This is a genomic window from Glaciecola punicea ACAM 611, assembly GCF_000252165.1.
GTDB lineage: Bacteria > Pseudomonadota > Gammaproteobacteria > Enterobacterales > Alteromonadaceae > Glaciecola > Glaciecola punicea.
Window position 1 is genome coordinate 330,278 of record NZ_BAET01000007.1, and the last position, 26,128, is coordinate 356,405.

Here is a 26,128-nt window from a genome sequence, read left to right on the forward strand (position 1 = left end):
TTTGATTTTTGTTTTACACTGTAAGTAACCGTTGGTGATTAATACAAATATGAAAAATAAAAAGTTAGTAGCAAACGCTGAAAAACAAAAGCGTTATAGAGATCGACAGAAATCTTTGGGGAAAAAAATGGTGCGCGGTTATGTTACCCCTGAGGCCATGGAAAATTATAAAGAAATGGCCGAAATAACAGGATGGACCGACAACGATATTATCTCTAACTCGTTACGCATAACCTATGCAGCTTATAGGAATAGGCAAATCCGTTTTTTAAATAAGTGGTTGCAAGAAGATGATGTTCGAAAAAAGGCAAAGCAAAATAAAGACTCTAGTTAAGTACTGAATGCTTGCGTAGCACGCGTTTTGCCTCGCGTTTAACGTCGTCACGCTTTCTAAACGCCCATAGCCTGTCGCGCGCTTTTTTGGCTGCAAGGGTCACATCCACAATCGGCAGACAATAGTCGCGCTCTACATTAATATTGTGCATAGCTGCTTCTAAGGGCGGCATAAGTGCAGGTTCATGAATGTAGTGATTAGGCAAACTGGCAATTTCGGGCACCCATTTGCGAATGAATACGCCATCAGGGTCTTTTTCCTGCGACTGTTTGATAGGGCTATATATGCGAATGGTATTGGTGCCCGTAATACCGGCCTGCATTTGAAATTGTGGGTAGTGAATGCCAGGCTCAAAATCAAGAAACAGTTTACCTAAGTAATCAACACCTCGGAGCCAGTCTATATTCAGGTGATGACATAGAAAGCTGACTACCATAGCGCGCATTCTAAAATTTAAATAGCCCGTTGCGATAAGTGCGCGCATGCTGGCATCTACAATAGGAACGCCTGTTTTTCCTTGCTGCCACGCTATTAGTAGTTCGTGACTTAAAGTTGAACTGTCGTATTCAAATTTTCCATAAGCTTTGTTGACTGGCCTAAACTGCATGTGGTGTTCACTTTCAAACTTTTGTATGAAATGACAGTGCCAGCTTAGTCTGGCACAAAACGCCTCTATAGAACGGGCCCAACCATCGCGATGACGGTGCTCTAGGGCTTGTTGAAATACTTGCCTTATTGATATATTGCCCCAGGCTAAGTAGGGTGATAAGCGCGAGCATGTTGTTCTTGCTTCGTCTGGTTTGCCAATGTTGCCAAAATAGCGTTTGCCTCTTGCTTTGAAGAAGTCGTGTAAAGTGTACCAAGCGCGCTTTTCACCTCCTGGTTGAAACAATGAAGCTGGTGTTAGCCATGCTTGCGGCAATTCCTCAAGTAGCACACTAAAGGCGAGGTTTTTTGTATAAGGTTTTATATCGCTAAGGACAGGGTCGACAACCGGCGCCGATATTTGTTGATACCAGTGCTTTCGCCAGGCATATCTATGGTGCAAGGGACGTTTAACCGCGCTATAAGCCGACTCTTGCCATTTAACATGGTGCTGTTTGCACCATTTCTCCAGCTCAATATCGCGTAAGTAACTTGTTTGTAAGCCTATTTCTTGATGGCTAAATATATGGCTCAAGCCTTGATGGGTAAGGGCTTCTACTACGCTAAGCATATCTTTTTGAAAGATGCTCACTGTGATGTTAAAGGGTAATAACTGTTGATTTAGATCAGCGATAGACTCACAAATAAAGCGCCAATGACGCAGGTCCATATGCGGGTCTGCTAATTGTAAGGGTTCAATAACATAAGCAATTACAATGGGCTTGCCCAAGGTAATTGCATCAACAAGTGGCTTATGATCACGCAGCCTCAAATCCCGCTTCAACCATACCAGTGAAAAAGTATCACTCGTGTTTGCGTGTGAACCTTGCATTGTGCTTGCTACTGCCATTTAGAGATGAAAGCTCCTTTCGGATCGTAAATTTCAGTCTGCTTCGCCAGATTAAATTGGCGATGTCCGCGAGGATCGCTGCCTACGCCAGCCAAATACTGCCAATTGCCATAATTGCTGGCAACGTCAAAATCTATTAATACTTCTTCAAAGTAAGCCGCACCGTAGCGCCAATCTAACTGTAGTTCATGCACAAAGCAGCTTGCCACTAGCTGGCGCGAACGGTTCGACATAAAACCGGTAGCGGCAAGCTGTTTCATTGCAGCATTGACAATAGGGTAGGCGGTAGTGCCGTCTTTCCACTGCATAAAAGCAGCGTCGTTATGCATAACGGCGGGCGGTTTGTTTTGTATGCCGCCAAAATTGAAAAATAAGCCAGCTTGTTTTTTTGCCTGCAGATGAAAAAATTCACGCCACAGTAATTCAAAGAATAGCCAATAGGTGGAGTCGTTTTTTACGCGCTGGGCTTCATACTTTGTTAGCTGCTGATTGATGTAGGCGGGTGATACGAAACCTGCGGCGAGGTAGGCTGAAAAGCGACTTGAAAAATCCCAGCCGTCTAAGCCATTTCTGGTTTCTTTATAGCTTGCTATTGAGTCGGTATTAAAGAAATAGTCGTTTATGCGGGCTCTTGCATTTTCTTCACCGCCTGTATATCCATTTTTGCTGCTTGTGTGTTTTGGCTTGTAGCTTACAAGCGGCTCAGTGTTTAATAAGGGCTTGTGTACACTTAGCGTTTGGCTAAGCTTTTGATTAAATTCCTCTTTTAAATATTCTTGCAGATGCTTGCGAACAGTCAGATTCTTTTCTACCTTTCGCCGAAATGGTGAGAAAACATCGGGCATGTCTGCCATATCGAAGGGCAGTGCATCGTGCATAAGTAAATAATGACTTTGCCCATCAATAAGATGGGTTTTAGGGTGCAATTTTCGCAATTGCGCAATTTGCTTTTGTTCATTAAAACCATAGTGATGCTCAAAACTGATGCAGTCTATATTATTGTTATTGATAAGTTCGCTTATATTTCTAACGGGATCGCCGCTAAACATATGCAGATCTATGTTTGCATCGTTTAACGCAGCTTCAAGAGCCAGCAGGCCCTGATCTAAGAATGTATGCCTATGCTTGCCTAAATGGCAGTGTCCATATTTGCTTCGCCTTAGATTTTCTGGGTCAAATATGTAGGCTGCAACCACGTAGTCGCATTCATTAACAAGTTTATGTAAGGCTTCATTATCATCAATTCGTAAGTCGTGTCTGAATAAATGCAGGCCAAATTTATGTGCTTTTGTTTTCATATCGTTTCTTTTCGTTTCATTATTAATTTTTGGACACTGACGTTTAATTACTAACTTAGGCTCCTAAGCGATCTATATTAAAGTGTGTAGAGTAAAAAAGGGTATTATGAAGCGTAGCTAAAACCAAACAAGTTCACTAATAATATGCCCAGTCCGCCAGAAAATAACAACAAAGCGTCTATCATGTGGTTCAGACAAGATTTACGCGTGAAAGACAACCCTGCACTCATCAAGGCTGCTAAACAAAGCAAAGTATTGCCGGTGTATATTTATGATACTAGCGTGCCGCAAAATGCAGTGTTAGGCGGCGCGTCTAAATGGTGGCTACATCACGCGCTTGTGGCTTTGCAGGAATCGCTGGACGGCAATTTGTTGGTATTAAGCGGAGATCCACAAGAGATTTTACTGTCGTTGTGCACTCAGCATAACATTTCTAGTGTGCACTGGAATCGTATGTATGAGCCTTGGGCAATAGCACGCGACACCGCCATTAAAAAAGCACTCAAGGCCAGTGAGTGCGATGCGCTAAGCACAAACGGCAGCTTGCTATGGGAGCCCATGCAAGTGCTGAAAAAAGATGAAACACCCTATAAAGTATTTACCCCTTATTATAAAAACGGCTGCTTAAATGCCCCGGATCCACGTTATCCGCAGCGCAAACCGCCGTTATCATTCATGGATGACATGGACGAAGTGAAGGGATATCAAGGCGTTGACAGCCTAGCCCTTCTTCCGCGTGTTAACTGGGATTTGCATATGCAAGAAATGTGGAATGTCAGTGAGCAGGGCGCGCAGTGCAAGCTAGAGTATTTTATTAAACAGGCCATTGAAGAATATAACGATGACAGAAACGTACCGTCTGTTGCCGGCACATCACAGCTTTCTCCGTATTTTCATTTTGGTTTGATATCGCCAAATCAAGCATGGTATGCAGTGCACGACGCCTTTAATGGCAGTCGCGAAAATAAGGGAGTGTACGTCTACTTAAGTGAGCTTGGCTGGCGAGAATTCTCTTACTATTTGCTATTTCATTTTAACGATATTCAAAATAGAAACTTCAACACAAAATTCGATAACTTTCCGTGGGTGCAAGACAAAGAGGGTTTGCGTGCTTGGCAACAGGGAAAAACCGGCGTGCCTATTGTGGATGCGGGTATGCGAGAACTTTACCAAACCGGCTATATGCATAATAGAGTGCGTATGATAGTCGCGTCATACTTAGTCAAAAACCTGTTAATTGACTGGCGTGAAGGAGAGCGGTGGTTTTGGGACTGTTTGTTAGACGCAGATTCAGCGAGTAATTCAGCCGGTTGGCAATGGGTCGCTGGCTCTGGCGCAGATGCCTCTCCTTACTTTAGAATATTCAATCCTATTTTACAGGGTGAAAAGTTCGATAAAGAAGGCGCTTATGTTAAAAAATATTGCCCGGAACTAAGCAAGCTTGGCAAAAAGTTTCTGCATAAACCTTGGGAAGCCAGTGAACAAGAGCTTTTATCTGCCAATATTGTGTTGGGTAAAGACTATCCAAAACCGATTGTTGACTTAAAAAAATCTCGTGTTAGAGCACTCGATGCGTACAAGACGATTAAGTAAACAGTATTAATTCAATAGCCCATTTGCCGTAATCTTCGGAGCGTAATTATGTCAACCCTTTGCTTGTTATTAGGCGATCACCTTAGCCTAAACATGTCTTCATTAAGCAGCATCAATAAACAAACCGACACGGTATTATTGTGCGAGGTGAAAGCAGAAGCCACCTATGTAAAGCATCACAAAGCCAAAATTGCATTTTTGTTTAGTGCTATGCGTCACTTTGCCATATCCCTGCAAGATAATGGTTATAAAGTCGAGTACGTTCACTACAACGATGAAAACAACCAAGGCTCGCTGTTTGCTCAGGTACAATACATGGTGAAACAGCTCGGCATTGAGAAGGTGGTGCTAGCTAAACCTGGTGAATATAGACTATTTCAAGATGTTGAGACGTGGACTGCAAAGCTTAACATTCCTGTGGTGGTAAGAGATGACAATCGCTTTATGGCCAGTGAACAGGATTTTACTGATTGGGCAGAAGGTAAAAAACAGTACCGTATGGAGTTTTTTTATCGTGAGGTGAGAAGGCGTTTTAATATTCTGATGGATGATAAGCAGCCCGTAGGCGGAAAATGGAACTTTGACGCTGACAACCGAGAAAAGTTACCTAAAAACTTATCACCGCCCGAGCCAACTACGTTCCCCCCAGATGCAATGACTAAAGACGTCATCGCTTTAGTGAAAGAAGAGTTTGGCGATCACTTTGGCGATATTAACGACTTTCATTATGCGGTTACCAGAGAGCAAGCCTTAGAAGTGCTAAAGGTGTTTATAGCCGATAGGCTGCCCAAGTTCGGGACTTACCAAGACGCTATGGTGCAGGATCAAGCGTGGATGTATCACTCACATGTTTCGTTTTACATAAACGCAGGCATGCTGCACCCTGAAGAAGCAATACTGGCGGCGCAGGAGGCTTATTATAGCGGGCATGCGCCCATTAATTCAGTGGAAGGTTTTATTCGGCAAATACTCGGATGGCGTGAGTACATGCGCGGTTTTTATTGGTACTTTATGCCAGGCCTAAAAACGGATAACTATTTGCAGGCGGTAAACGCGCTTCCCGAGTTTTACTGGGACGGTAAAACCGACATGAATTGTTTGAGCCAGTGTGTAAAGCAAACTAAAGAGCATGCCTACGCTCATCATATCCAAAGACTCATGGTACTGGGTAATTTCGCTTTATTGGCAGGGCTTGATCCTGAGCAGGTAAACGAGTGGTATCTGATTGTATATGCCGATGCTTACGAATGGGTAGAATTGCCCAATGTAAGCGGCATGATCTTATACAGCGACGGCGGTCATTTGGCCAGTAAGCCTTATGCGGCAAGTGGTTCATATATTAATAAAATGTCTAATTACTGTAGCCATTGCCACTACAGTGTGAAAGAAAAAACCGGTCCGCAGGCCTGTCCTTTCAACTACTTGTACTGGGGCTTTATTAATAAACATAAAGATAAGTTTGAGAAAAATCCACGAATGGCCATGATATATCGCACTATGGCAAAAATGGACCAAACCAAGCTAGGCCATATGCTAGACGACGCCGACAAGTTCATCATTAAATTAGAACAGAATGAAAAAGTCTGATTTACCCACTAAAACCTGCTTGGTTTGTTCCTTGCCCTTTACGTGGCGTAAGAAGTGGGAGCGAAACTGGGACAGCGTGAAATATTGCTCCCAAAGATGTAGGCGCAATAAGCGGGGATGACTACCTTTCGTTTTTGACAGGAGAATCATGCCAATGAGCAAGATTAAAATAGATTTTTTATACTAAGGCCCACTAACAAGGCAAAACTAAAGCTCAATAAAGTCCCTAGCATAATATACTCAGTTAATTTTCTGTCGTTTTGACGGCGCATATCGCCAAATCTAAAGACACTTTTGGCGGCTAATAAAAAACCTATTGCGGCAAATTGACCCAATAAAACAAAGGTAATAATTAAAAATCGCTCGAGTGCTCCTATGTATTCCCCCGCGGTTTGTAAGCCTGAGTTCTCTTGAGTTGCTGCTTCAAACTGTTGAAGGTAGGGTCTTAATAGCAGTTGAATTAGGATTGACAGTGGCTTGTAAGCGAGCAGATAGCCAATAATGATAGCGAAAACACCGATGGTAAATTGCGTTTGCATGAGGCTTAGTATACTGGCAAACGTTATTCCCGACAGCCACAAGCTGACACCTAGCAAGATGAGTAAATGGCCCGTTTGGTCTAACACAAAATATTTAGTCGTAAAGCCCATATAGGTTTTCCATATGTCAATCATGTAGTGAGTCACAATAATAATGAGCAAAGCTAAGGCCAATTCGCTCGACAGCGCCACACCGCCAACATATAAAGCAGTAAAGGTAAGCAAGGTATGCACGCTCATGTGCTTGAGTAGGCCCACCGATTTTATCTTATATTTTACTTTATCCATTATCCACGAATAAGGCTGTAGATAAAAATCGGCCACAATATGTGCTAGCACTAAGCAGGCAAATAACATCATAAAATCAGCTCCTTTACGTTGTCTTCAAAATAATATATAAATTGTTTGATTAAATCGGCATTACCACGCAGCAGATGCGCGTTAACATTTTGCCGCGACATATCAAGTAAGGAGGCAATTTTTTTTTGTTCAGGAAAATCGTGCTTAATGTACCAGTAAATAACCAGCGCCTGCTTGGCCGATAGCCCAGTAAGAATCCGATTTAAAAAAGCCAAACTCAAATAAGACGCGCGATTAAAGGACTCTACATACACGCCTAGTTCTGCGCTGTTTACGCTGTCTAATTTACGCCCGGACTGCACAAATACATCGTCCATTCTATCATGCAGGCTAGTCACAGGCGTACTAATAAAGCCAAGTGCCAAAGATTGGGTAATATTGACAGGAACGTTAAGAGTCGACAACATAAAGAGTTTTAATAGCAGCGAACTGCGCAGTGAGGAAACGGCATTAGGGTACATAATTTGAAATGCGTCACCTCGGTAGAACTCAATAAGACTGTCTTGTTCTGTTTGAATATTACCTAGACATTTTTTTAAAGAAGCCATTGTTAATGCCAGTTGATCCACTGGTATTGAGGTTGAACCCACCAGATCGCTGGTTTCGACTGCTATAAGGTTTTTCATTCTTGTTACTCTATTTACATTTTACGCTACATATTGAGTATGCAATAAAGCGACACTAGGTGCAAACGAAAATAATTGCTTTACCATACGCAATTGATTTAGATTGCATCACAAGCTAGCTAACTTTTTAGGCTAAGTGCAAGTGGTAAAAGCAAAAATATTGTAATTGTTGAGTGTGCAAACGCGCGTACTTAGTATTCATTTCGCATATTACTGCTTTAACAAGTCATCGCAGCATCATTATTGTATACTTTAACTAAGCCATACCTCTACAACAGTAAAATTTATGAAAATTATCGTTGATGCAGACGCTTGCCCAGTTGTCATTAAAGAAATATTATTTAAAGCAGCGCAGCGCACCGGAATATCGCTACTATTAATCGCCAATCATGCGATGAAAATACCGCCTAGCAGCAATATTCAGTTCATACAGGTGCCTGGAGGATTTGATATTGCCGACGACGAAATAGTTGAAAGAGCCCAAGCAAATGACTTGATAATAACGTCTGATATACCGTTAGCAGCAGACGTTATTGCCAAAGACGGCTTGGTGCTCTCTCCGCGCGGCGAAGTGCTCGATAAAGAAAATATAAAGGGGCGCTTAACCACGCGCGATTTTATGGATACAATGCGCGCAAGCGGCGTGCAAACTGGCGGGCCACCGCCTATGAGCCAACGCGAACGCAAAGAGTTTGCCGGGCATCTTGACCGTTTTTTAGCAAGCATCGCGCGTTAGCGTATTGTGGGTTAAGCAGCAGCCTAGCAAAAGCGATGGGCTGAAACTGCCTGCCAGTATCATAAACATCGGTATTAAAAGCGCAGAAAAAAGCGGTAAAACTGCACAAAGCCAGTTTAGGTAAGCAACCGCGATAGAGCAGTCTAATGTAGTATTGTTGCTTTCTACTTTACAGATGGACAAATTTAATGAATAGTAAAAAGGCCTTAAGGTTACTGATAGATATAAAGATTTTGCCTTCTCTTTTACTGCAGAAAATTCAACGTCCTAACTCGATTTAATTTACGACGTTTATCTCGCTAAATTTAATTCAATCTGCTTTCACCACTTGGTGCCCGGTTCTGTTTTTTCTAAGCAGACTAAGCCATCAGTATAAATGTTTACTTTTTTCAATTGTTAATAATGCGCCAATTACGCATTATTAACGTCATTTCTTTGATACCATCAATAGTATAGAAGACTCACTGAAAGTGTTCATAATTATATTATATCACCACACATATTTTAAGGTAATTTAGCCAATGGAAATGGGTATTTTGGTCATATTGGTTTGCGTAGGCGGTTATTCAATGCTGGCTAAACGCTTATCTTCAACGGTTATTACCGCGCCAATGGTGTTCATCACCCTTGGTTTTTGTGTGTCCTACTTTGGTATTTTGCAAGTAAACGATTTTGACGAAGTGCTATACCTAACAGCCGAAGTCGCGCTTGTTGTGCTTTTATTTTTAGATGCATCACAGGTAAACCTGAGACACTTACAAAAAGAAAATAGCTTACCTCTGCGCATGTTGACAATTGGTTTACCGTTTGCCGTTTTGCTAGGCACTTTGGTCGGTATGTTGTTTTTTCCTACATGGTCAATAGCACTTATAGCACTTTGCGCAGCCATACTTGCACCTACCGATGCCGCCCTTAGTCAGGCGGTTATCACTAACAACATAGTACCTGAAAATGAGCGCCAAACCTTGTCGGTTGAAAGTGGCTTAAACGACGGCCTTGCGCTACCGGTCATTTTATTTTTTGCCAGTTTTTTAACCCTGCATGAAACACAATCAAGCAATTATATTAAGTGGTTGGCCCAAGGCGGAAGCCAAATTCTTATTGGTGTTTGCGTTGGTGCAGCAGTGGGTTACGTTTGCGGACGCGTGTTTTTATTTGGTGAATCGCACAAGTTTTCCTCCAGTATTTATGAAAGTATTGGTGTACTGGCCTTAAGTGGCACCGCTTATTTAAGCGCTACTATGTTGGGTGGCAACGAGTTTATATCTGCTTTTGTGGCTGGCCTTACCTTTGGTCAATTAGTTAAAGGACACTGTCGATTCATTTATAAATTTACTGAATCTGAAGGACAAATATTGGTTTGGGCTGCATTTACGGCCATTGGCATTGGTCTGTTACCGCAAGCTATAGATCAGCTCACGTTACCGGTAGCCGGATTTATTCTTGTGAGCTTGTTTTTTGTGCGTCCCATCGCCATCTACATATCATTATTAGGATCTAAAACCAAACCTGTCACGCGTTTGTTCATGGGCTGGTTTGGCCCAAGAGGCTTAGCCACCGCTTTGTTTGCTTTGTTAGTGTCGCGTGAAATATTACCAGAGCATAGTCAGGCGGTATTGGTTGTTGCCATTAATGCAGTTTGGATGAGTACACTACTGCACGGTATGTCAGCGGTTTTTTTAGCCAAACGCTACGGACAATTTACGGCCAAGAAACGTCGCTAATGTGTTAAAAGGAGCATTTTATGAAAAACCATAGCAGTACTGGCCAAGACCAGTTAGAACATCGTCTTATTGTTGAAGGCGCAAGTTGCGCCAGCTGCGTGAGTAAAATTGAAAAGGCGTTGAGTAATATACAAGGTGTGCAAAGTGCCCAAATGAATTTTGCACAAAGAACCGTCACGGTGGTGTGCAATGTAGCCGATGCTTCATTAATTTCATCTATAGAAATAGCAGGTTATAACGCAAAGATTGACACTAGCGAGTCAGAAGAAGCGATTGATGAAAAAGACAAAGTAGACGCTCAATACTATAAAGAGCTAATGCGTGATATGTCACTGGCACTGCTGCTGGGCGTACCGCTCATGATTTATGGGTTCACTATTGGCGAAATGACCGTCAACACGAATACCGAAAGACTCGCGTGGTTTGTAGTTGGTCTATTAACATTGGCGGTTATGGTATTTCCAGGCCGCCATTTTTATGTGGGAGCCTATCATTCGTTTAAAAATCATTCTGCTAATATGGATACGTTAATCGCGCTTGGCACGGGAATCGCTTGGTTATACTCAATGATGGTGGTTGCCTTGCCTGATTTGCTGCCACTAATGGCGCGCCATGTTTACTTTGAAGTAAGCGCCATGATAATAGGCCTCATTAATCTTGGCTTAGCGGTTGAAGTTAAAGTGCGAGGTAAAACGAGCCCAAAATTCTAAACCGCCTATTGGACGCTTAGCGGATGTTATTTCCGCCTTCTTTGTCCCTACTATCAAGATTATCGCGGTATTAAGCGCAATGGCTTGGCTGAACTTTGGGCCAACACCCAGTATTGCTTTTGCCATGGTTTCGAGTAGGCTCGGAACATTCACTGGCAATGGCAATTGTTGATAGCGCTAAAGAGCAGGGCATAGATCCGCGAATCATTAGCGATTTTATGTCAACTGCAGGGCAAGGCGTATAGGCCACTTTAGATAACAGCTCGCTTTTATTTGGAAGTGAACCTTGGGGAGTTGATTGTTGAGTAGTCGAGTAGTAATGTCAATAATCCACACTTAGGATTAGAAAAACAGCGTTAATTAGGCGGGACTTAAAATGTCTCGCCAAAGAAGCAATTAGTCTATAATGTGCACAATGTCAGTTAATATGCAATTTTTAAAACTCGCACAAAGGAGCAAATCAATATGTTTGATTCATCAACTCTAAAAGATAAAGTGGTTTTTATTGCTGGCGGTACAAGCGGTATAAATCTTGGGATAGCCAAGGGTATGGCAGCAGTAGGTGCGAAGGTGGCCGTACTTGGCCGAAACTCAGACAAGGCGCAGGCAGCCGCGCAAGAGATTACCCAAAGCGTTGAAAATGCTAGTGGGCACAATGCAATAGCCCTGTCTGGTGATGTTAGAGATCCCGAACAAGTAGAGATGGCTTTACAGTCTTGTGTTTCACAACTGGGCAAAATTGACTGTTTAATTTCTGGTGCCGCTGGGAACTTTCCAGCACCGGCTTTGGGGATCTCACCAAAGGGTTTTAAGACGGTTGTCGATATCGATCTGCTTGGCACATATAATGTGTTTCATTTAGGCTTCAAGCATATTAACAAAGGTGCTTCATTAATCGCGATAACGGCTCCACAGGCAGTAACAGCAATGCCGTTTCAGGTTCATGTTTGTGCAGCCAAAGCCGGTATTAATATGATGATTAAATGCTTAGCACTTGAATGGGGTGCATCTGGCATTACGGTCAATGGCATTTCGCCAGGGCCAATCAATGGCACTGAGGGCGCCGAGCGATTAGCACCTACGCCTGAAGCGAAAGCAACAATGGTGGGCCAGATTGCTAGCAAGCGGTTTGGTGAGACCAAAGACATAGCCGATGCCGCAATATATCTTGCCAGTGACATGGGTCGCTATATAAATGGGACTATTATGACAGTAGATGGAGGCACAGAACTTGGAGACGCTAGTGCAGATTGTCTTATTGTTCCATCTCGCTAATATAAGCTTTATTGACGCTAAATATGCTAATTTATCAACTTGATGCAAATTGTGAACATCTATGTTCAAGGAAACTGCAAATGCATCTATACTCATGGCGATGGCACTGTGGTTACTTCAATGATCGGGATTAATAGTTATAAGCGTTTTATGGCGCATATTTGACTTTATCTACCGACGGTTGGAAAGTCGCTAGGACGAGTCTACAAACCCGCAACGAAAACAATAAAGCTGACGCTTGGGAAATACAAACACTGCATGGCTTCAATGCGCTATATCCTAATGATCTTGCAACTGGACATGTATTAGGCGACGTAAGAGGCGCATTGACTTTGAGCAATGGCCTTAAGTAGATTTTGGCTTATTGAGTAAACTAATTAGGCTAGAGGTGTCGTAGCGATTGCCGCCGCGGGCCTGAACCTGCGCATAAAACTGATCTACGAGGGCAGTAACTGGCAGGGCGCTTTTATTTCTTTTAGCCTCGTCTAGCACAATACCTAAGTCTTTGCGCATCCAGTCTACTGCAAAGCCAAAATCAAACTCTCCTTTTATCATGGTGGACCACCTATTCTCCATTTGCCAGCTTTGCGCAGCGCCTTTGCTAATAACGTCTATGACTTTGTCTACTTCTAATTCAGCATTTTGGGCAAAATGAAGGGCTTCAGACAAACCTTGAACCACACCGGCTATGCATATTTGATTGACCATTTTAGTTAACTGGCCTGCGCCAACAGGGCCCATAAGCTGATGCTTTTGGCTATAACAATTTAAAAGCGCAATAATAGCGTCATAATGCCGCTGATCACCGCCCAACATAACCGTCAGTTTACCATTTTGTGCACCGGCTTGACCGCCAGACACGGGTGCGTCTAAAAAGCTTATGCCTTTATCGCCGCAGGCGTGCGCTAATTCGCGCGCAAGCTCGGCAGAAGTGGTGGTATGGTCAACCAAAATACTGTTGCTGGTCATAGAGGCAAGTACACCATCTTTTCCTAGCACAACTTCTTTAACGTCAAAATCGTTGCCAACACACAAAAATACCACTTGGGCGTGTTCACATGCTAATGCGGGAGTCGCCTTGCTATGTCCGCTGTAGCTTGAAAGCCATGATTGAGATTTACTGCTGGTACGGTTATAAACCGTAACGTCATGCCCGGCGCTTGCTAAATGACCTGCGATAGGAAAACCCATCGCGCCTAAACCAATAAACGAAACTTTCATTTAATATCCTTTTTATCGTAAATAACGTGAAATAATAGTTATTCTATATAAGCTACACGACTCCCTGCGCAATCATCGCGTCAGCTACCTTAACGAAGCCAGCTATGTTGGTGCCTTTCACATAGTCAATATATTCGTCATCGCCTTTTCCATATTTGACACACTGTTTATGGATTTCCTTCATTATATTGAGCAAACGTTCTTCTAGTTTTTCAGCCGTCCAACTGTATCCAATTGAGTTTTGGCTCATTTCTAAACCAGATACTGAAACGCCGCCTGCATTAGAGGCTTTGCCTGGAGCAAATGCTATTTTGTGACTATGAAGAAGACGGACAGCATTGGGCGTGCAGGGCATGTTTGCCCCTTCTGCTACTAATATACAGCCGTTATCTATAAGTGCTTGCGCTTCTTCTTTATTTAGCTCGTTTTGAGTAGCGCAGGGAATTGCAATGTCGCAGCTTACTGACCATGGTCGTGCGTTTGCCACGTACTTTGCATCAAAAGTGTCTGTATATTCTTTGATACGTCCACGTTTGTTATTTTTTAAATTCATTATAAAATTGAGCTTTTCGTCATCTATACCATCCTCATCATAAATATAGCCAGAAGAGTCGCTCATTGTGACTACTTTAGCGCCAAGCTCTATCGCTTTTTTGCAGGAAAATTGAGCAACGTTGCCCGATCCTGAAATAACAACCACCTTATCATTGAGCGTTTGCTGCTTAGTCTTTAGCATTTCCACAACAAAGAATATGCATCCATAACCCGTTGCCTCTGGCCTAATTAACGAGCCGCTGTAAGACAAGCTTTTACCAGTTATTACTCCCGTAAACTCATTCTTTATGCGTTTGTACTGACCAAAAAGATAGCCGATCTCGCGTCCGCCAACGCCAATATCGCCCGCAGGAATGTCGGTGTTAGGCCCAATATGACGGAAAAGTTCGGTCATGAAGCTTTGGCAAAAACGCATTACTTCGTTGTCTGACTTTCCTTTTGGATCGAAATTTGATCCGCCTTTAGCACCGCCAAGGGGAAGGGTGGTTAAGCTATTTTTAAAGACTTGCTCAAAGGCTAAAAACTTTAGCACGCTTAAATTAACTGAAGGGTGAAAACGCAAGCCGCCTTTAAAGGGGCCAATTGCGCTGTTCATTTCCACTCTGTAGCCTCGATTAACCTGAACGTTACCGATATCGTCTACCCACGGCACCCTGAAAATAATAATGCGTTCTGCCTCGACCATTCTTTCAAGAATATGATTTCCCCGATATTTTTCATTTGCATGAATGAAGGGAATGATACTGTTGGCTACTTCGTCTACTGCTTGTAAAAACTCGGGTTCGTTAGGGTTACTGTCTTTAACGCGTTGAATAAATGCGTTAATGGTATTTTTTACCGATGGGTTATTTGTCATTATGCCTACTTTATTGCACCTTGAGGTGTTGGTTAAAACAGCGGTCAATTTGCGTGTAATAAATCGATAAAAAGATAATTGAGCGCGCATTATTGTTGGAAAAGATTACTATAGTAGATATTTTGATTACACATTGTATTATTTTAATAAGTTGACACTATGTAAAAAAAATATCAGTTTTCGGTAAATAATGACCTTAGACACGACGCTGATTAAGTAATTAGGCGGTGCGACTATAGTTTTTGTGTTAATCTTTAACCGTAAAATTCATCGCAATTATAACACCATACAAGCAGGAGAACCCATTATGCTAGTCACTTTTTCTAATCGTTCGCACGGTGACATAACAATGTTCGGCGATGTGGCCGTTAACTTACTTAAATTTATGGGGCACAGTGGTAAAGTACCAGGCGCGTTTTATGCGCAAGATGTCCCTGCCGCGCTAGCGAAACTCGAAGCTGAGATTGAATTAGTTAAGGAATCTGCACAATCACAAGAGCAGGAACAAGACAGTGACGACGAAACTTTTGATGTCAGTTTATCCAAGCGTTCTCTGCCATTAATTGATTTGCTGAAAGCGGCAATTCGTGACGAGACTAGCGTAATGTGGGTCGATAAGCACTAAATTCTCATTAAATGTACGTCATAGCAGCAGCACTTTACATCCAAGTAAAACTAGCACAATACCCCCAAAAAGTTCAGCCTTATTACCCAACCAATTAGAAGTTCGTTGGCCTAAGTGTACACCTACATAACTGAATATAAACGCAGTAATGCCTAATAATAAACAGGCGTAAACACCGTTCGCGCTCATTACTGTGAGTGTAAAGCCTGCGGCGAGAGCATCTATACTTGTGGCAACTGCCAGTAGTAACAAGGCATAGTGAGAATATGTGCGCGATGTCGAGCTATTTTTATCTGCAAAAAAGATAGCTTCATAAATCATTTTAAGACCAATAATGACCAGCAATATAAATGCTATCCACTGAGCAAAACTGCCAAGCCAAGCTAATATTGCGATACCGCCAAAGTAAGTAAACAGGGGCATGATCCCTTGAAACGCCCCAAAATATAGAGCTGCAAGCCATGCTAATTTTCGCACGCGAGTGATATCGCGGACGCCTATCGTTAACGAGACTGCAAATGCATCCATACTCAAGGCAACAGCAAGGGTTATGACGTCAATCATGGTGACTATTTGTTATTTTCATGTTGTGATTTTTTAGATGTTAGATTTTATTACACTTTAACAAAGTATAACCGAAACTATGCGTAAATGATGTGGGTATTAATGATGTAATCATCCGTTTGCAGACGGCAACGGTAGAATGGCACAAGCAATATCTGGACACGCTTTATGAATAAATACAAAATGTCTGCAGCTGGCGATTTGCTGCATTTAGAAAAGCTGAATAAAGTATTGTCCTAGCTGGAACATAAATAAAATTTTGCTTTCATGAAAAATTCAAAGGATATGAATTGGTCTGCTTAATGATGTGTAGGCTATTGTTTAATATAACATTACATTTATTCACATGTTATACACGAATAGTTCCAGTTATTATACACAGATATTAAAATGGCGTATAATGTATATTATGTTAAATAATAACTTATCAAGGTTTAATCCACAATTGAGACTGTTGTGAAATTTATCGTATGATTAAGTAAAAGTGCCAGTAATTGCATTGCTCCCCTCTTTTTTACTCATCTATTTTCTATTTTAAATAAAAGTGCCTGTAATTAATCTGAATTAAATAGATAAAATTCAATTGGTTAGGAGCGTTATTAAGTGAAAATGACAGTAATTCTGAGCCTTAGGATTTTAGTATCACAAAATTGTGGGTTTTAAGGGACGCATCTGTTGAAATTAACAAGCGGTAAATCATTTATTACTTGGTCTGAAAGCTCCCGATGTCGGATAATTTTAGGATTTATATTGCTGTCATCTTGTGAGTGACCCTTGGTGGGTTTTATAGTACGTAATAACGGGACGTGATTACTTCAACTAGGTATAAATTGCAACTTCTGCACACTGTCATGTGCCTATTTTTGAGCAGCAGCCTGCGTGAAATGTAAACAACTAATTTACATAGAACAGCCGAAATAGAATATCCAAAGTATGTTGTTCTGGTCAAGTCCAACCAGGCACCCTACTCAATTTTCAACGCTTTTTTAACGATATTCAATTTCATTATCAATGCTTCGATGATGCGTGGCATTTTAAAAATAAAAATATATTAAGAGATTAAAAAAAGCTTACCAACGTCAGTAAATGGTGGTTATACTTTTTTATGCAAAGATTCTTATGTCTCGTATGGCACGTTAGATGAGCTGTTATGCCCGTTTGGTAAAAAACATAATACTAAGTGTATTACCAAGAAACAAATACAGCTGCATCCAATGGACTAGTTTACTTTACATTACGGGATAGATTTGAAAATAAACTAGAAAGTCCATTGATTAAAAATATTTCAGCGCATATAGGGTTAGGCGTTGAATATTTAAGAGAAATATCTATCTGGACAAACACCGGGAATGTCCAACATAGAAATGAACTTAAAATAATGTCTATCTCCTTAAGTGTCGATGAAGGTTTGTTGGTGCTAACATTAGTTAAAAAAAGTGAAATTGACAAACTTGAAGAAAGTAAATCAGACAAAATGAGAAAGGTTTAGGCCTAAAGAGTTTGGCAAAACATAAGCGAATAGTTATACATTCGACTGGTCAAATATTGAGCCTTAGACAAAGTAGTATCGACCAGTAAAAATGGAATAAACCATCTTCATAATTTCACCTTTTCTAATGACCGCAATATATCGATTGCGGCCTTTTTAGCCGGAGCAAGAGTGACAATTTAGTGGCAAAAGCAGTTTGCTTGATGTCGTTATAGGCATTGCAATACTCCTTAATATTATTGCAGTTGCGGTTACAGGTGTAATATTGCCGGTAGTGCTGTCCAAGTTGAAAAATGACCCAGCCCTGTCGGGCCCAGTCATTTTAACTACCGTTACTGACATTGTGGGATTTGTCGCATTTTTAGGCCTAGGCAGTACTTTTCTACTGTAAGATGTGGATGACAATACCCTAATGGCATGAGCTTACCCCGCCACATATGTTCCATGAAAACCTAGAGGCAAGGTGCGTTCCATACTAGCTTGTGCGATGGGTCCGGCCTGCAAATTATTCGCTTCAAACACATTAACACCCGACTTTTTGTGTGAGCCTACATCTAAAAACGTTTGTAAAATATACCCAGCATGGGTTTCACTTGCGCCTGCTATCTGCTGCGCCGTTACCAAAATAGGCTCTTCGACCATAACCCCTTTTGGATAGCGATAACTGTCTACTTCACCATCATATGGGGTAAACGCCATCAGCGTATCGGCATGCTCAAGCGCTTGTTGACTGTGGCTAACGCCATAAATCGTACTATTTTGCATTACTGCTCGATCATCAAAGCCAGGAAACTCAAGTGTAGTTTGGCTTTTCACTAACTTTGCTTGGCCAGTGCGCATATTAGCTACTACGGTTGCAGCAAATGCCCGATCAGCGTTAATCTGATTACCAGAGCGCATCAGCTCGCTCATGCCTTGTTGCATCAAATTGGCATTGTCATACCAACACATGTTGACCTGCAAATTTCCGTTTTCTTCAGTAGCATGTCCAAAATGAAAGACAAACCCGGCCGGCAATTCAAACCACTGCTGTTGACTCAAGTCATCTTTGTTGACCACTAATAGCCTCGCTCCTAGCTGTGGCTGCCACTGAAATTTATCAACAAACGTTTTTCCTTTACCATTAGTGAAGGTATAAGGCGGCACAACAAATACAAGTGATTTTTCAGTTTGTGCAAAATCATGCATGAAACCTCTAAAAGGTAAGTCAATCACTTGGGATTTTTGCAGCCCTTTTTTAGGTTCAATATAGTAAACAATTACTTTACCGCTCTTACCCGCATAGGGCGCAAAGCCGCAATTCCACATATTGCCATTTTGATCTATTAATGGATGAGCAGAAAAAGGCATATTAGCTAATTCGTCATGCCATGTTTTTATGCCTTTCGTTTGTAAGTTTTCGGCGTCTAGACGATATGCTGAGCCTCCTTCCCACAGCGCAAGAAGTTCACTATCCCACATTTGCAATGCGGTATTGGCAGTATTAATAGTGTCGTTATTGCGCCCTGGTAGCGCATTTTCAATGACAGTTCCGGTGCCGTTGTATAGGAACCTTTGTGCTTTTTCTTCTTGTTTATATTTAAATGTATGTACGTATTGACCCGAGTGCGTAATACCGCCATCTTGTATCGAAAATTTTTGTACCATACCATCACCATCAAACCAATGCTGATAACGTACCTTGTCTCTTTGTAGCTTAGCGGGACCGTTACGCAAATAATTTCCGTTAAGCCCATGCGGCAATTTACCCTCGACCTTCATTTTTATGGGCGCAAAACTATCTTGTTCAACCGACTTCCAGCCTAGTTTCCAATCGTAGTTTGTTGCAGCGAAACATTTGCTAGCGCCCATTAATGTGCTGCTAATGCCCGCAACCGCAACGGTACTTAAACTTTGTTTAATAAAATCACGGCGTGGCAAGCTAGCTTGGTTCTTATGGCTGTTAGTAGATATCATTTTGATGCTCCAAAGGCATATTTTGTTATAATAGATAGTACTTAAATTTTGAAGGTCGTTTAAACTGCGCAAATTGACTAGCGCACAATAATTTCTATTGCTGATATGCCATCAACCGCAAACGCGGCATCAATGAAGTCAGGCTCACCGAATTTACCGACATTGTTGCTAAAGCCATATCCTTCTTGTGGTATACCAAACATATTAGTATCCATTTTGCCATTGTTGTTCACATCATGAAAAAGCTTAATAGCATAGGTTCCTTTTTCAAGATCCTTAAATGTATAACTCACTTTTTGCGCGCTAGCAGGCACGCTTGCATATTGAACAGGACTACCTTCACCTTTGTAATTAGCCTTCGAGTTGTATAAGGCAACCATTAAGTTACCCTCATTTTTTTCGATATGTTTAAACGTCACATTGAGTTGACTCGTTTTAGCGCTAACGCATAACGCAGTACTCAATAGTGTTACTGTAAGTAAAGTATTTAGAAGTTTCATTTTATTCATCCTGTTGGTTTAGTTGACAGGTGTAGAATAAGCAAAAAAGCACTTGTGCGAATGTGCCAAAGGTTGTTTTATTTAATGTGACTTTTGGCCTATCAATCTACAAAAGCGAATGCATCTTTACCATAACGAATATTCAAGGCATCGGTTAACTGAGCTTTGAGGACCAAAGCCATCGTTTTCAATTTCGATTAATCCAATAACACTCGCATCAAGAGCAACTAAGGCTTCTACTATTTTCACCAATCGTTCTTCATACTCTTTAAAGGTATCTGCGCCGCGATATAGCATTAGCAAAGTGACTCCACTAAGCGCGATAGAGCGACAAATAGCCACCTTCAAAAAACTTAGGATCAAGCCAAATAAAATAATTAAAAAACAAAAAGGCAAAGGCATTAGCCAAATGCTAATTAACTTTTTGAGGATGAATCCGACTTCTATATTTTACCTTTATTAGTTTTTATTATATCGCGGTATCTGATGTCAGCACCACGGGACTAAAACTACTGTATGCTTGCTTACCCTTATATGTTTTTACCCGCTGGACATTTAGCGTCGGGTACAACGTCGGATTATCTAAGACATAATTAATGCTCTCGTGCTGCTGAATATTTGCGTCTAGCCATACCTTTAAGAATTCATCATCTGTAGGTAAAAAACACGGAAAAGCTTTATCATGATAAGGCGCCATTTTTGGGTGTGTATCACGGGTAATAACCGCGCAACTGTACTTACCGTTGCTATGTTTTTGATACAGCACCCCTAATATAAACACAGCCCCACTAGACATATAATATTGGTGCTTGGTCTTGCCCACTTTTTTTGATTCACCAAGGCCAGTCGCAAGTAAAATAGCCCTTTTACATCGAAGACTATGCGACCAGTAAGGACTCAATAAGTTACGCGCATTGAAAGTTGTTCGAGGACCCACTATTAAAAAATCATCTTTAACGCTGCAGTCAAACCACCAGGTAGCGCTAACTTGCTTTAGAGTACCTTCTTCTTCAATGATGATATCAACCGTCTTATTGGGCTCTTGACCAAACGCAGGATAAAACGATTTATAAGAATCTGACAAGAAAGGACGCAACACAGCGCTGGTCATTAAGTATTGATCTTTACTTATTCCGGCGCCATCAATCTCAACAAATCCACACATTTATTTTCCTATAAAATCAAGACCCCTTGATTTCTTTTTTACCTACTGGTCCGGTATCGAGGGGCATTGAACAACCCAAACATTCAGCAACGGCTCGTAGCACTTCATGTTCTTGTGGCGAGTATTCGTTATCTTGCGTGACTGCAAACACACATAATTGTATTACCTTTTCTTTTACATCAAAAGCCAATACCCTTAAAACACTCACTGCGCCGGCAAAATCTTCGATTGATACCTGAGCTTGCTCTCTTAACTGTAAATTACGAAGATAAAGTAAGTGTTCAGCTTTATTTAAAATAATAGGATGCTGACTCGGCTCGCAAAACTCATTGACCAGTACACTTAGCATCGTTTCAATATGCTTTCTAAGCGCGTCAATAGAAAGATATTTGACTTGTCTAGTGTCGGCTGTTTCAAATTCTGTTTTTAAATATTGCGCAACAATATTGGTAATAGACCATTCAAAAATACTCAAGGTATTATTAAAAAAGACTAAATAGCGCATTTGTTCAAGCATGCCTTCATAACGCAGACTGGGTATTTGACGAAGTTGCGGTAACGCGATTTCGAGCAAAGGAAGTCTATATTCTATTGGTAGGTCATATACCAAGTCACCAATATCGCGGGTGGTACAATATACTTCAGTTGGCAAGTAAGTTGACAAATATTGCCATTGTTTACCGATAACAGCATCATCTTGCATGCCCTCTTTTTTGTCATGCGGCTTATCTGTTAGCAATAATGCATACACATATGCTTGCGCGCCAGTAGGTGTGCGTACCGCGGCTATCAAAGATTCAGGTATTGCTTGTAAATAGGCTTTAGCAAGATCTAGTTGAGATTGATCAATCTGTCCAATGCCTGCGGTGAAGGCCAAATGGCTTTTCACGCCTTTACTGATATTTTGCTTAGGCACTTGCTGCTCGGCTTTGTGACTCCTCGAACTGCCTATAAGCTGACTAATACCAGCAGCGTTCGCGGATATTTGTGCATTATCTAAAACCCGCGTATTTTCAAATTTACCTGACCAGTTAGGCTGAAGCTGCTTGATACGTTTACCTAAGGGAGGATGTGTAGAAAATAAAGACGTAACCTTGTTAGTTAGTGCGTTTGAAAAAAACGCATGACTCATACTTTGTGCTTCAGCCGCATCAAGTTTCGAGCCTGGCTTATAACCACCGATCTTTTTAAGCGCATTCGCAATACCTTGGTTATCGCGGGTAAATTGCACCGCCGAGGCATCGGCTAAATATTCTCGCTGTCGTGATACAGATGCCTTAATAGCGTTCCCAAAAAATGTACCGCCATAGCCAATAACGATTAAGCCTAAGCCTAAAAACACCAGTTTACTGCCATCTTTAGAGCGACCTTTAAACGCCGATGCGCGCATAATGAAATAGCCAAGCAGGCCTATTAATAAAATTCCGTGCAAAATGCCCATTAAACGCATATTCAAGCGCATATCACCGTGCACAACATGACTAAATTCATGCGCGATTACGCCTTGTAATTCTTCGCGATTAAAACAATCTAATGCCCCCTGGGTAACCCCAATAACGGCGTCGTCAGTGCTAAACCCGGCAGCAAAAGCGTTAATTGCAGCTTCTTTTTGAAGCACATATACTTGTGGTACCGGCGTACCTGAAGCAATCGCCATTTCTTCTACTACGTTCAGCAGTATTTTGTATTGCAGATTATCGCTTGAATGCGTCACTAAGGTGCCCCCAAGAGATTCGGCCACTACTTTACCACCACTCGAAATCGCCACAGTTTTATATACGCTCCCGACTAATATAAAAACAAAAACAAGTGCCCCAATCACGCCAAAAACTTGCCAATCAAACTGGTTTTTAATGTAATCAACCGTGAACGGCTGGCCTTCAAGGTTCAGATATCCATTTAGACCCATAAAAAGAAAGTTGGTCAGCACAATTAGTGAAAAAACCGCCAAAGCAAAGAGTAAAATCAACTTTTTGGTTTGGCTACGCGCTTTGGCCTGAGATTGAAAAAAATTCATTAAGTCACCTAGCTACATTGCTTGAAAAACAAAACCTGTAAAGCCTTTAACTAATGGCCTTAAAATGACACTTTAGGCGCAGCTTGGATAGCCGCGCTGTCTTCAAATTCGAGTAAACTGGCATCTTGTGCATGACCGAACATGCCTGCAAAAACAGTCTGCGGAAAGCTTTGTTTGTAGGTGTTGTAGGCTAGTACTTGGTCATTATAGGCCTGGCGTGCAAAACCTACTTTGTTTTCAGTGGATGTAAGCTCTTCAGACACTTGCATCATATTTTGATTGGCTTTTAAATCAGGATAGGCTTCCATAACTACGTTCAACTTACCCATTGCCGAGCCTAATATTGCTTCAGCACCCATTAGCTCTTGCATTGCGCCGGCATCGCCTGGCGCGTTTGCGGCACTAGAAAGTCCTTTTTGCGCTTGATTACGAGCAGCAATAACGTCTTCAAGCGTTTCTCTTTCATGACTCATATAGGCTTTAGCTGTTTCAACTAAATTGGGAATAAGATCATAGCGACGTTTTAGCTGCACTTCAATTTGCGCAAAACCATTTTTGAACTGGTTTTTTAGCGCAACCAGTTTGTTAAAAATAGTAATAACATACAGCACTATTAAAACGGCAATTACGATAATAACAATAGTACTAATACTCATGTAAGTTTCCTCATATAAAATTTATGTGCACATAATAGATCATCGAATTGTAGAATAAACGCTTATTCATCTATGTACAACACGCCAAAATTGCAAAAGTACTCGTTTACCGACGTCAATTAATTACACTAGCTATGTTCAGCCAACAATTCACTTTTTACACGGCATTCAGCCATGGTGTCTTGGTTCTCATGGTATTGGCTAATCGTAATTGATGCCGCAAAGTAGTTAATAAAAAAGGCGCAAAGTTGCCTTGCCCCAGCATCTCCTTTGAAAGAACACAACGTAGCCTCAAGCACACGAGAAAAGCCCGAGTCATTTTGCTTATTGGTTACATTGTTCATAAACGCATTAATAAATATAAATTAAGAGGATTGCTGTCTGCTTACAGTCTTCCGTACACAAAATGGCATTGTCAACTTTCCGAATTTAGATGATGAGAATAAGTTTTCAGAAGCTTATGCTAAATCCTGAGCGCAACTTAACCATAAGAATAAAAGCAGCCAATCAAATCGAGTGCACCAGGCAAACTGATATCGCCGTGCTTTATATATGCTATTAGAATATTTTCAAGCACATACCAATTCTGCTCTTCGAGATGAAACTTACCGGCGGGCACCTGCTGATACAAATATGTGCGGCTGGTTTTATTGTGTACGGCATGTTTGCGCTGCACTTGCTACCACAAAGGCCTGGTTTTTTAGTACTATTAGTGTCGGCCCCTCATCTTTTAATGGGCCTTGCATATGCATTGTCATCGCCTGAAGCGTCGGCGTTTTTGTATCCATTGTGGTCTATAGAACTTATGCTAATCGCCTGTTTATATGCGTATTTAGGCATTAAAACAAACAATATATTGTTCAAAATGACTTACCTTATGTTAGCAAATGGCGCACTAACACTTACTTTTCGTCACTACCGAAACAAGCTTCTTTAAAAGTGAAAGTTATCCAAATCTGTTTGACTTGAATTACTATGAGGCGATTTTACTCAGTATGAATTGGCTAATATTAGACGCGGTATATTTGTGGCGCAAGCAGTATACCAATAAGCCAGGTTTGCACTGGGTATACGGCACAATATTAATTACGAGCAGCGCACTACTTCATAGTTACCTTAGTGTGCGCAGTAATCCATTCATCGTTTATCAAGAAACCGGATCAGGTATATTTTCTGTGTTGTATATTAATGGCTTTATTCGAGGCTTATACCACCTTGCACTTTCTTTTGTTGCATTTGATATTGGCCAACAAGAACACTACGTCTATTCAATCGTGTGGTTAGTTATTGCCGCTGGCCTTATTGTGTTCGCGCAGTCCTCTAATAAAACGCTTATTAATAAAGTAGGAACTAGTTTTCATTGCAATGACTGGGAGCAAAATTTCGACTTAGGTAATAAAACGGTCGCGATTATCGGCAGTTTTGCTAGCGCAGTTCAAATAATTTCGGCAATAGTAAACAAGGTTAAAAAGCTTCATTTAGTGCAAAGAATACCTCACTGGATATTGCCTAGGCCGGATTGGACCATTCCTATACTTTTGCGTAAGCTTTTCGCCTTAGGGCCTATTTACACTCTTATTAGAGGGCTCACTTATTGGCTTTTAGAGTTACGCGTAATCGCTTTTAATTGGCTGTAAGCGTATCTTAATATCGAACACTTATTATCCTGCCTTACAACAAGCTAACTGCACACTGCATGATCCCCACGACCATATAGTTGAATTTACTGCAAAGGGTATTCGCTTTGAAAAGTCAGGTGAAACAAACCTTGATGTTGTCATATTTGCAACAGGGTATAATGCGGTTGACGCGATGATTTCTTATTCTGTAATTGGTAAGAACGGACGAAAGTTATCATGCCAATGGCAGGAATACCCGCGGGCTTATTTAAACACCAGTATGCCGAATTTCCCCAATCACTTTGTGGTAACAGGGCCAAATACTGGCATTGGACATACCAGCGCAATATTTGTGATAGTATTTCAACTTATCTATATAATGCACTGCATACATGAAATTATTGGTAATAAAGCGCTGGCAATAGAACCCAGTGAAATAGCAGAAAGCGAATATACCACTATGATCCATCGTGAAATGTCAAAAACAGTATTGTCTTATGAACAATGCACAAGCTGGTATCAAAATGCGCAAGGTAAGGTTATTGCCATGTTTCCGGGTTTCACGTTTACGTTTCTTCGTATGTGCAAAGCATTTAAACCACATCATCACATAATTAAAAGGTAGCCT

General features: G+C 41.3%; 28 protein-coding genes and 3 pseudogenes. 17 read left to right on the top strand and 14 right to left on the bottom strand.

Annotated features, from left to right (window positions below):
• The first annotated feature begins 49 nt into the window (after positions 1-49).
• Positions 50-334, top strand: coding sequence for a RepB family protein (locus GPUN_RS03795; protein ID WP_006003554.1), 285 nt, complete (start codon positions 50-52; stop codon positions 332-334).
• On the opposite strand, the gene GPUN_RS03800 is transcribed toward GPUN_RS03795, so the two are convergent.
• Positions 327-1,829 (bottom strand): cryptochrome/deoxyribodipyrimidine photo-lyase family protein, encoded by a 1,503-nt coding sequence (locus tag GPUN_RS03800; protein WP_006003556.1) that lies wholly within the window; start codon positions 1,827-1,829, stop codon positions 327-329. The two genes, GPUN_RS03795 and GPUN_RS03800, sit on opposite strands and share 8 nt — an antisense overlap.
• Positions 1,820-3,127: a DASH family cryptochrome gene (locus tag GPUN_RS03805; RefSeq protein WP_006003557.1), complete on the bottom strand. Its 1,308-nt coding sequence runs from the start codon at positions 3,125-3,127 to the stop codon at positions 1,820-1,822. Before GPUN_RS03805 ends, GPUN_RS03800 begins: the two co-directional genes overlap by 10 nt.
• Before the next feature lie 144 nt (positions 3,128-3,271).
• Here GPUN_RS03805 and GPUN_RS03810 point away from each other — a divergent pair, with 144 nt between their 5' ends.
• From GPUN_RS03810 to GPUN_RS13860, 3 genes are read left to right on the top strand one after another with little or no spacing between them, the layout of a single operon-like run.
• A complete protein-coding gene (locus GPUN_RS03810) occupies positions 3,272-4,720 on the top strand; it encodes a cryptochrome/photolyase family protein (RefSeq protein WP_238528935.1) in 1,449 nt (482 codons plus the stop codon).
• 48 nt (positions 4,721-4,768) lie between these two features.
• Positions 4,769-6,307 carry a cryptochrome/photolyase family protein gene (locus tag GPUN_RS03815; RefSeq protein WP_006003561.1) on the top strand — a complete coding sequence of 513 codons (1,539 nt, stop codon included), beginning with the start codon at positions 4,769-4,771 and terminating at the stop codon, positions 6,305-6,307.
• Positions 6,294-6,428 (top strand): DUF2256 domain-containing protein, encoded by a 135-nt coding sequence (locus tag GPUN_RS13860; protein WP_081483890.1) that lies wholly within the window; start codon positions 6,294-6,296, stop codon positions 6,426-6,428. The genes GPUN_RS03815 and GPUN_RS13860 overlap by 14 nt, the downstream gene beginning before the upstream one ends.
• A gap of 43 nt (positions 6,429-6,471) precedes the next feature.
• Here the strand turns inward: GPUN_RS13860 and GPUN_RS03820 are convergent, their stop codons facing one another.
• Both GPUN_RS03820 and GPUN_RS03825 read right to left on the bottom strand, forming a co-directional pair.
• Positions 6,472-7,206 (bottom strand): DUF3307 domain-containing protein, encoded by a 735-nt coding sequence (locus GPUN_RS03820; protein ID WP_006003563.1) that lies wholly within the window; start codon positions 7,204-7,206, stop codon positions 6,472-6,474.
• Positions 7,203-7,832, bottom strand: coding sequence for a sigma-70 RNA polymerase sigma factor region 4 domain-containing protein (locus GPUN_RS03825; protein WP_006003565.1), 630 nt, complete (start codon positions 7,830-7,832; stop codon positions 7,203-7,205). Before GPUN_RS03825 ends, GPUN_RS03820 begins: the two co-directional genes overlap by 4 nt.
• Positions 7,833-8,118: 286 nt before the next feature.
• Here GPUN_RS03825 and GPUN_RS03830 point away from each other — a divergent pair, with 286 nt between their 5' ends.
• The 6 genes and pseudogenes from GPUN_RS03830 (at position 8,119) to GPUN_RS03850 (ending at position 12,630) form a co-directional block, all read left to right on the top strand.
• Positions 8,119-8,568, top strand: coding sequence for a YaiI/YqxD family protein (locus GPUN_RS03830; protein WP_006003567.1), 450 nt, complete (start codon positions 8,119-8,121; stop codon positions 8,566-8,568).
• 521 nt (positions 8,569-9,089) lie between these two features.
• Complete coding sequence (locus tag GPUN_RS03835; protein ID WP_006003570.1) at positions 9,090-10,292, top strand: cation:proton antiporter; 1,203 nt, start codon at positions 9,090-9,092, stop codon at positions 10,290-10,292.
• A 20-nt stretch (positions 10,293-10,312) separates the two neighbouring features.
• Positions 10,313-11,138, top strand: a pseudogene (locus tag GPUN_RS03840) (cation transporter); the annotation flags it as partial.
• Positions 11,122-11,247 (top strand): hypothetical protein, encoded by a 126-nt coding sequence (locus GPUN_RS14825; protein WP_439644180.1) that lies wholly within the window; start codon positions 11,122-11,124, stop codon positions 11,245-11,247. The pseudogene GPUN_RS03840 and the gene GPUN_RS14825, both read left to right, overlap by 17 nt.
• A 220-nt stretch (positions 11,248-11,467) precedes the next feature.
• A complete protein-coding gene (locus GPUN_RS03845) occupies positions 11,468-12,277 on the top strand; it encodes an SDR family oxidoreductase (RefSeq protein ID WP_006003578.1) in 810 nt (269 codons plus the stop codon).
• A 161-nt stretch (positions 12,278-12,438) separates the two neighbouring features.
• The gene (locus tag GPUN_RS03850; protein ID WP_006003581.1) at positions 12,439-12,630 is read left to right on the top strand and encodes a hypothetical protein; all 192 of its coding nucleotides are present in this window, start codon (positions 12,439-12,441) and stop codon (positions 12,628-12,630) included.
• Here the strand turns inward: GPUN_RS03850 and GPUN_RS03855 are convergent.
• Both GPUN_RS03855 and gdhA read right to left on the bottom strand, forming a co-directional pair.
• Positions 12,623-13,498, bottom strand: coding sequence for an NAD(P)-dependent oxidoreductase (locus GPUN_RS03855; protein ID WP_006003583.1), 876 nt, complete (start codon positions 13,496-13,498; stop codon positions 12,623-12,625). The genes GPUN_RS03850 and GPUN_RS03855 overlap by 8 nt on opposite strands.
• A 52-nt stretch (positions 13,499-13,550) precedes the next feature.
• Positions 13,551-14,909, bottom strand: a complete 1,359-nt coding sequence (gene gdhA, locus GPUN_RS03860) for an NADP-specific glutamate dehydrogenase (protein ID WP_141567200.1) — start codon at positions 14,907-14,909, stop codon at positions 13,551-13,553.
• 307 nt (positions 14,910-15,216) lie between these two features.
• Here gdhA and GPUN_RS03865 point away from each other — a divergent pair, with 307 nt between their 5' ends.
• Positions 15,217-15,534: a DUF1840 domain-containing protein gene (locus tag GPUN_RS03865; protein ID WP_006003588.1), complete on the top strand. Its 318-nt coding sequence runs from the start codon at positions 15,217-15,219 to the stop codon at positions 15,532-15,534.
• Between the two features lie 18 nt (positions 15,535-15,552).
• Here the strand turns inward: GPUN_RS03865 and GPUN_RS03870 are convergent, their stop codons facing one another.
• Positions 15,553-16,098, bottom strand: coding sequence for a manganese efflux pump MntP (locus tag GPUN_RS03870; RefSeq protein WP_006003590.1), 546 nt, complete (start codon positions 16,096-16,098; stop codon positions 15,553-15,555).
• A gap of 106 nt (positions 16,099-16,204) precedes the next feature.
• On the opposite strand from GPUN_RS03870, the pseudogene GPUN_RS14750 reads away from it, so the two are divergent.
• The 3 genes and pseudogenes from GPUN_RS14750 to GPUN_RS03880 form a co-directional block, all read left to right on the top strand.
• Positions 16,205-16,270 (top strand): annotated as a pseudogene (locus tag GPUN_RS14750) (Fic family protein); the annotation flags it as partial.
• Positions 16,271-17,278: 1,008 nt separating this feature from the next.
• Complete coding sequence (locus GPUN_RS03875; protein ID WP_141567201.1) at positions 17,279-17,587, top strand: hypothetical protein; 309 nt, start codon at positions 17,279-17,281, stop codon at positions 17,585-17,587.
• Between the two features lie 193 nt (positions 17,588-17,780).
• Positions 17,781-17,978: pseudogene (locus GPUN_RS03880) on the top strand (magnesium transporter); the annotation flags it as partial.
• A 32-nt stretch (positions 17,979-18,010) separates the two neighbouring features.
• Here GPUN_RS03880 and GPUN_RS03885 read toward each other — a convergent pair.
• The 7 genes from GPUN_RS03885 to GPUN_RS03915 all read right to left on the bottom strand — a co-directional run bounded on the left by GPUN_RS03885 (position 18,011) and on the right by GPUN_RS03915 (position 24,225).
• A complete protein-coding gene (locus tag GPUN_RS03885; protein ID WP_006003599.1) occupies positions 18,011-19,543 on the bottom strand; it encodes a carotenoid oxygenase family protein in 1,533 nt (510 codons plus the stop codon).
• A 77-nt stretch (positions 19,544-19,620) separates the two neighbouring features.
• Positions 19,621-20,043 (bottom strand): DUF2141 domain-containing protein, encoded by a 423-nt coding sequence (locus GPUN_RS03890; RefSeq protein WP_006003601.1) that lies wholly within the window; start codon positions 20,041-20,043, stop codon positions 19,621-19,623.
• A gap of 126 nt (positions 20,044-20,169) precedes the next feature.
• Positions 20,170-20,445, bottom strand: coding sequence for a hypothetical protein (locus GPUN_RS03895; RefSeq protein WP_040520123.1), 276 nt, complete (start codon positions 20,443-20,445; stop codon positions 20,170-20,172).
• Between the two features lie 67 nt (positions 20,446-20,512).
• On the bottom strand, positions 20,513-21,208 hold the full coding sequence (locus tag GPUN_RS03900; protein ID WP_006003607.1) for an SOS response-associated peptidase family protein: 696 nt from the start codon (positions 21,206-21,208) through the stop codon (positions 20,513-20,515).
• 16 nt (positions 21,209-21,224) lie between these two features.
• The gene (locus GPUN_RS03905) at positions 21,225-23,225 is read right to left on the bottom strand and encodes a M48 family metallopeptidase (RefSeq protein ID WP_006003609.1); all 2,001 of its coding nucleotides are present in this window, start codon (positions 23,223-23,225) and stop codon (positions 21,225-21,227) included.
• Between the two features lie 59 nt (positions 23,226-23,284).
• Positions 23,285-23,881, bottom strand: coding sequence for a LemA family protein (locus GPUN_RS03910; RefSeq protein ID WP_006003611.1), 597 nt, complete (start codon positions 23,879-23,881; stop codon positions 23,285-23,287).
• A gap of 128 nt (positions 23,882-24,009) precedes the next feature.
• On the bottom strand, positions 24,010-24,225 hold the full coding sequence (locus GPUN_RS03915) for a hypothetical protein (protein ID WP_006003613.1): 216 nt from the start codon (positions 24,223-24,225) through the stop codon (positions 24,010-24,012).
• 254 nt (positions 24,226-24,479) lie between these two features.
• On the opposite strand from GPUN_RS03915, the gene GPUN_RS03920 reads away from it, so the two are divergent.
• The 3 genes from GPUN_RS03920 (at position 24,480) to GPUN_RS13625 (ending at position 26,125) form a co-directional block, all read left to right on the top strand.
• Positions 24,480-24,818 (top strand): hypothetical protein, encoded by a 339-nt coding sequence (locus GPUN_RS03920; protein WP_040520124.1) that lies wholly within the window; start codon positions 24,480-24,482, stop codon positions 24,816-24,818.
• 58 nt (positions 24,819-24,876) lie between these two features.
• The gene (locus GPUN_RS13620) at positions 24,877-25,518 is read left to right on the top strand and encodes an NAD(P)/FAD-dependent oxidoreductase (protein WP_051987273.1); all 642 of its coding nucleotides are present in this window, start codon (positions 24,877-24,879) and stop codon (positions 25,516-25,518) included.
• A gap of 175 nt (positions 25,519-25,693) precedes the next feature.
• Entirely contained in the window at positions 25,694-26,125 is a 432-nt protein-coding gene (locus GPUN_RS13625) for an NAD(P)/FAD-dependent oxidoreductase (RefSeq protein WP_141567202.1), read from the top strand.
• The last annotated feature ends 3 nt before the right edge of the window (positions 26,126-26,128 follow it).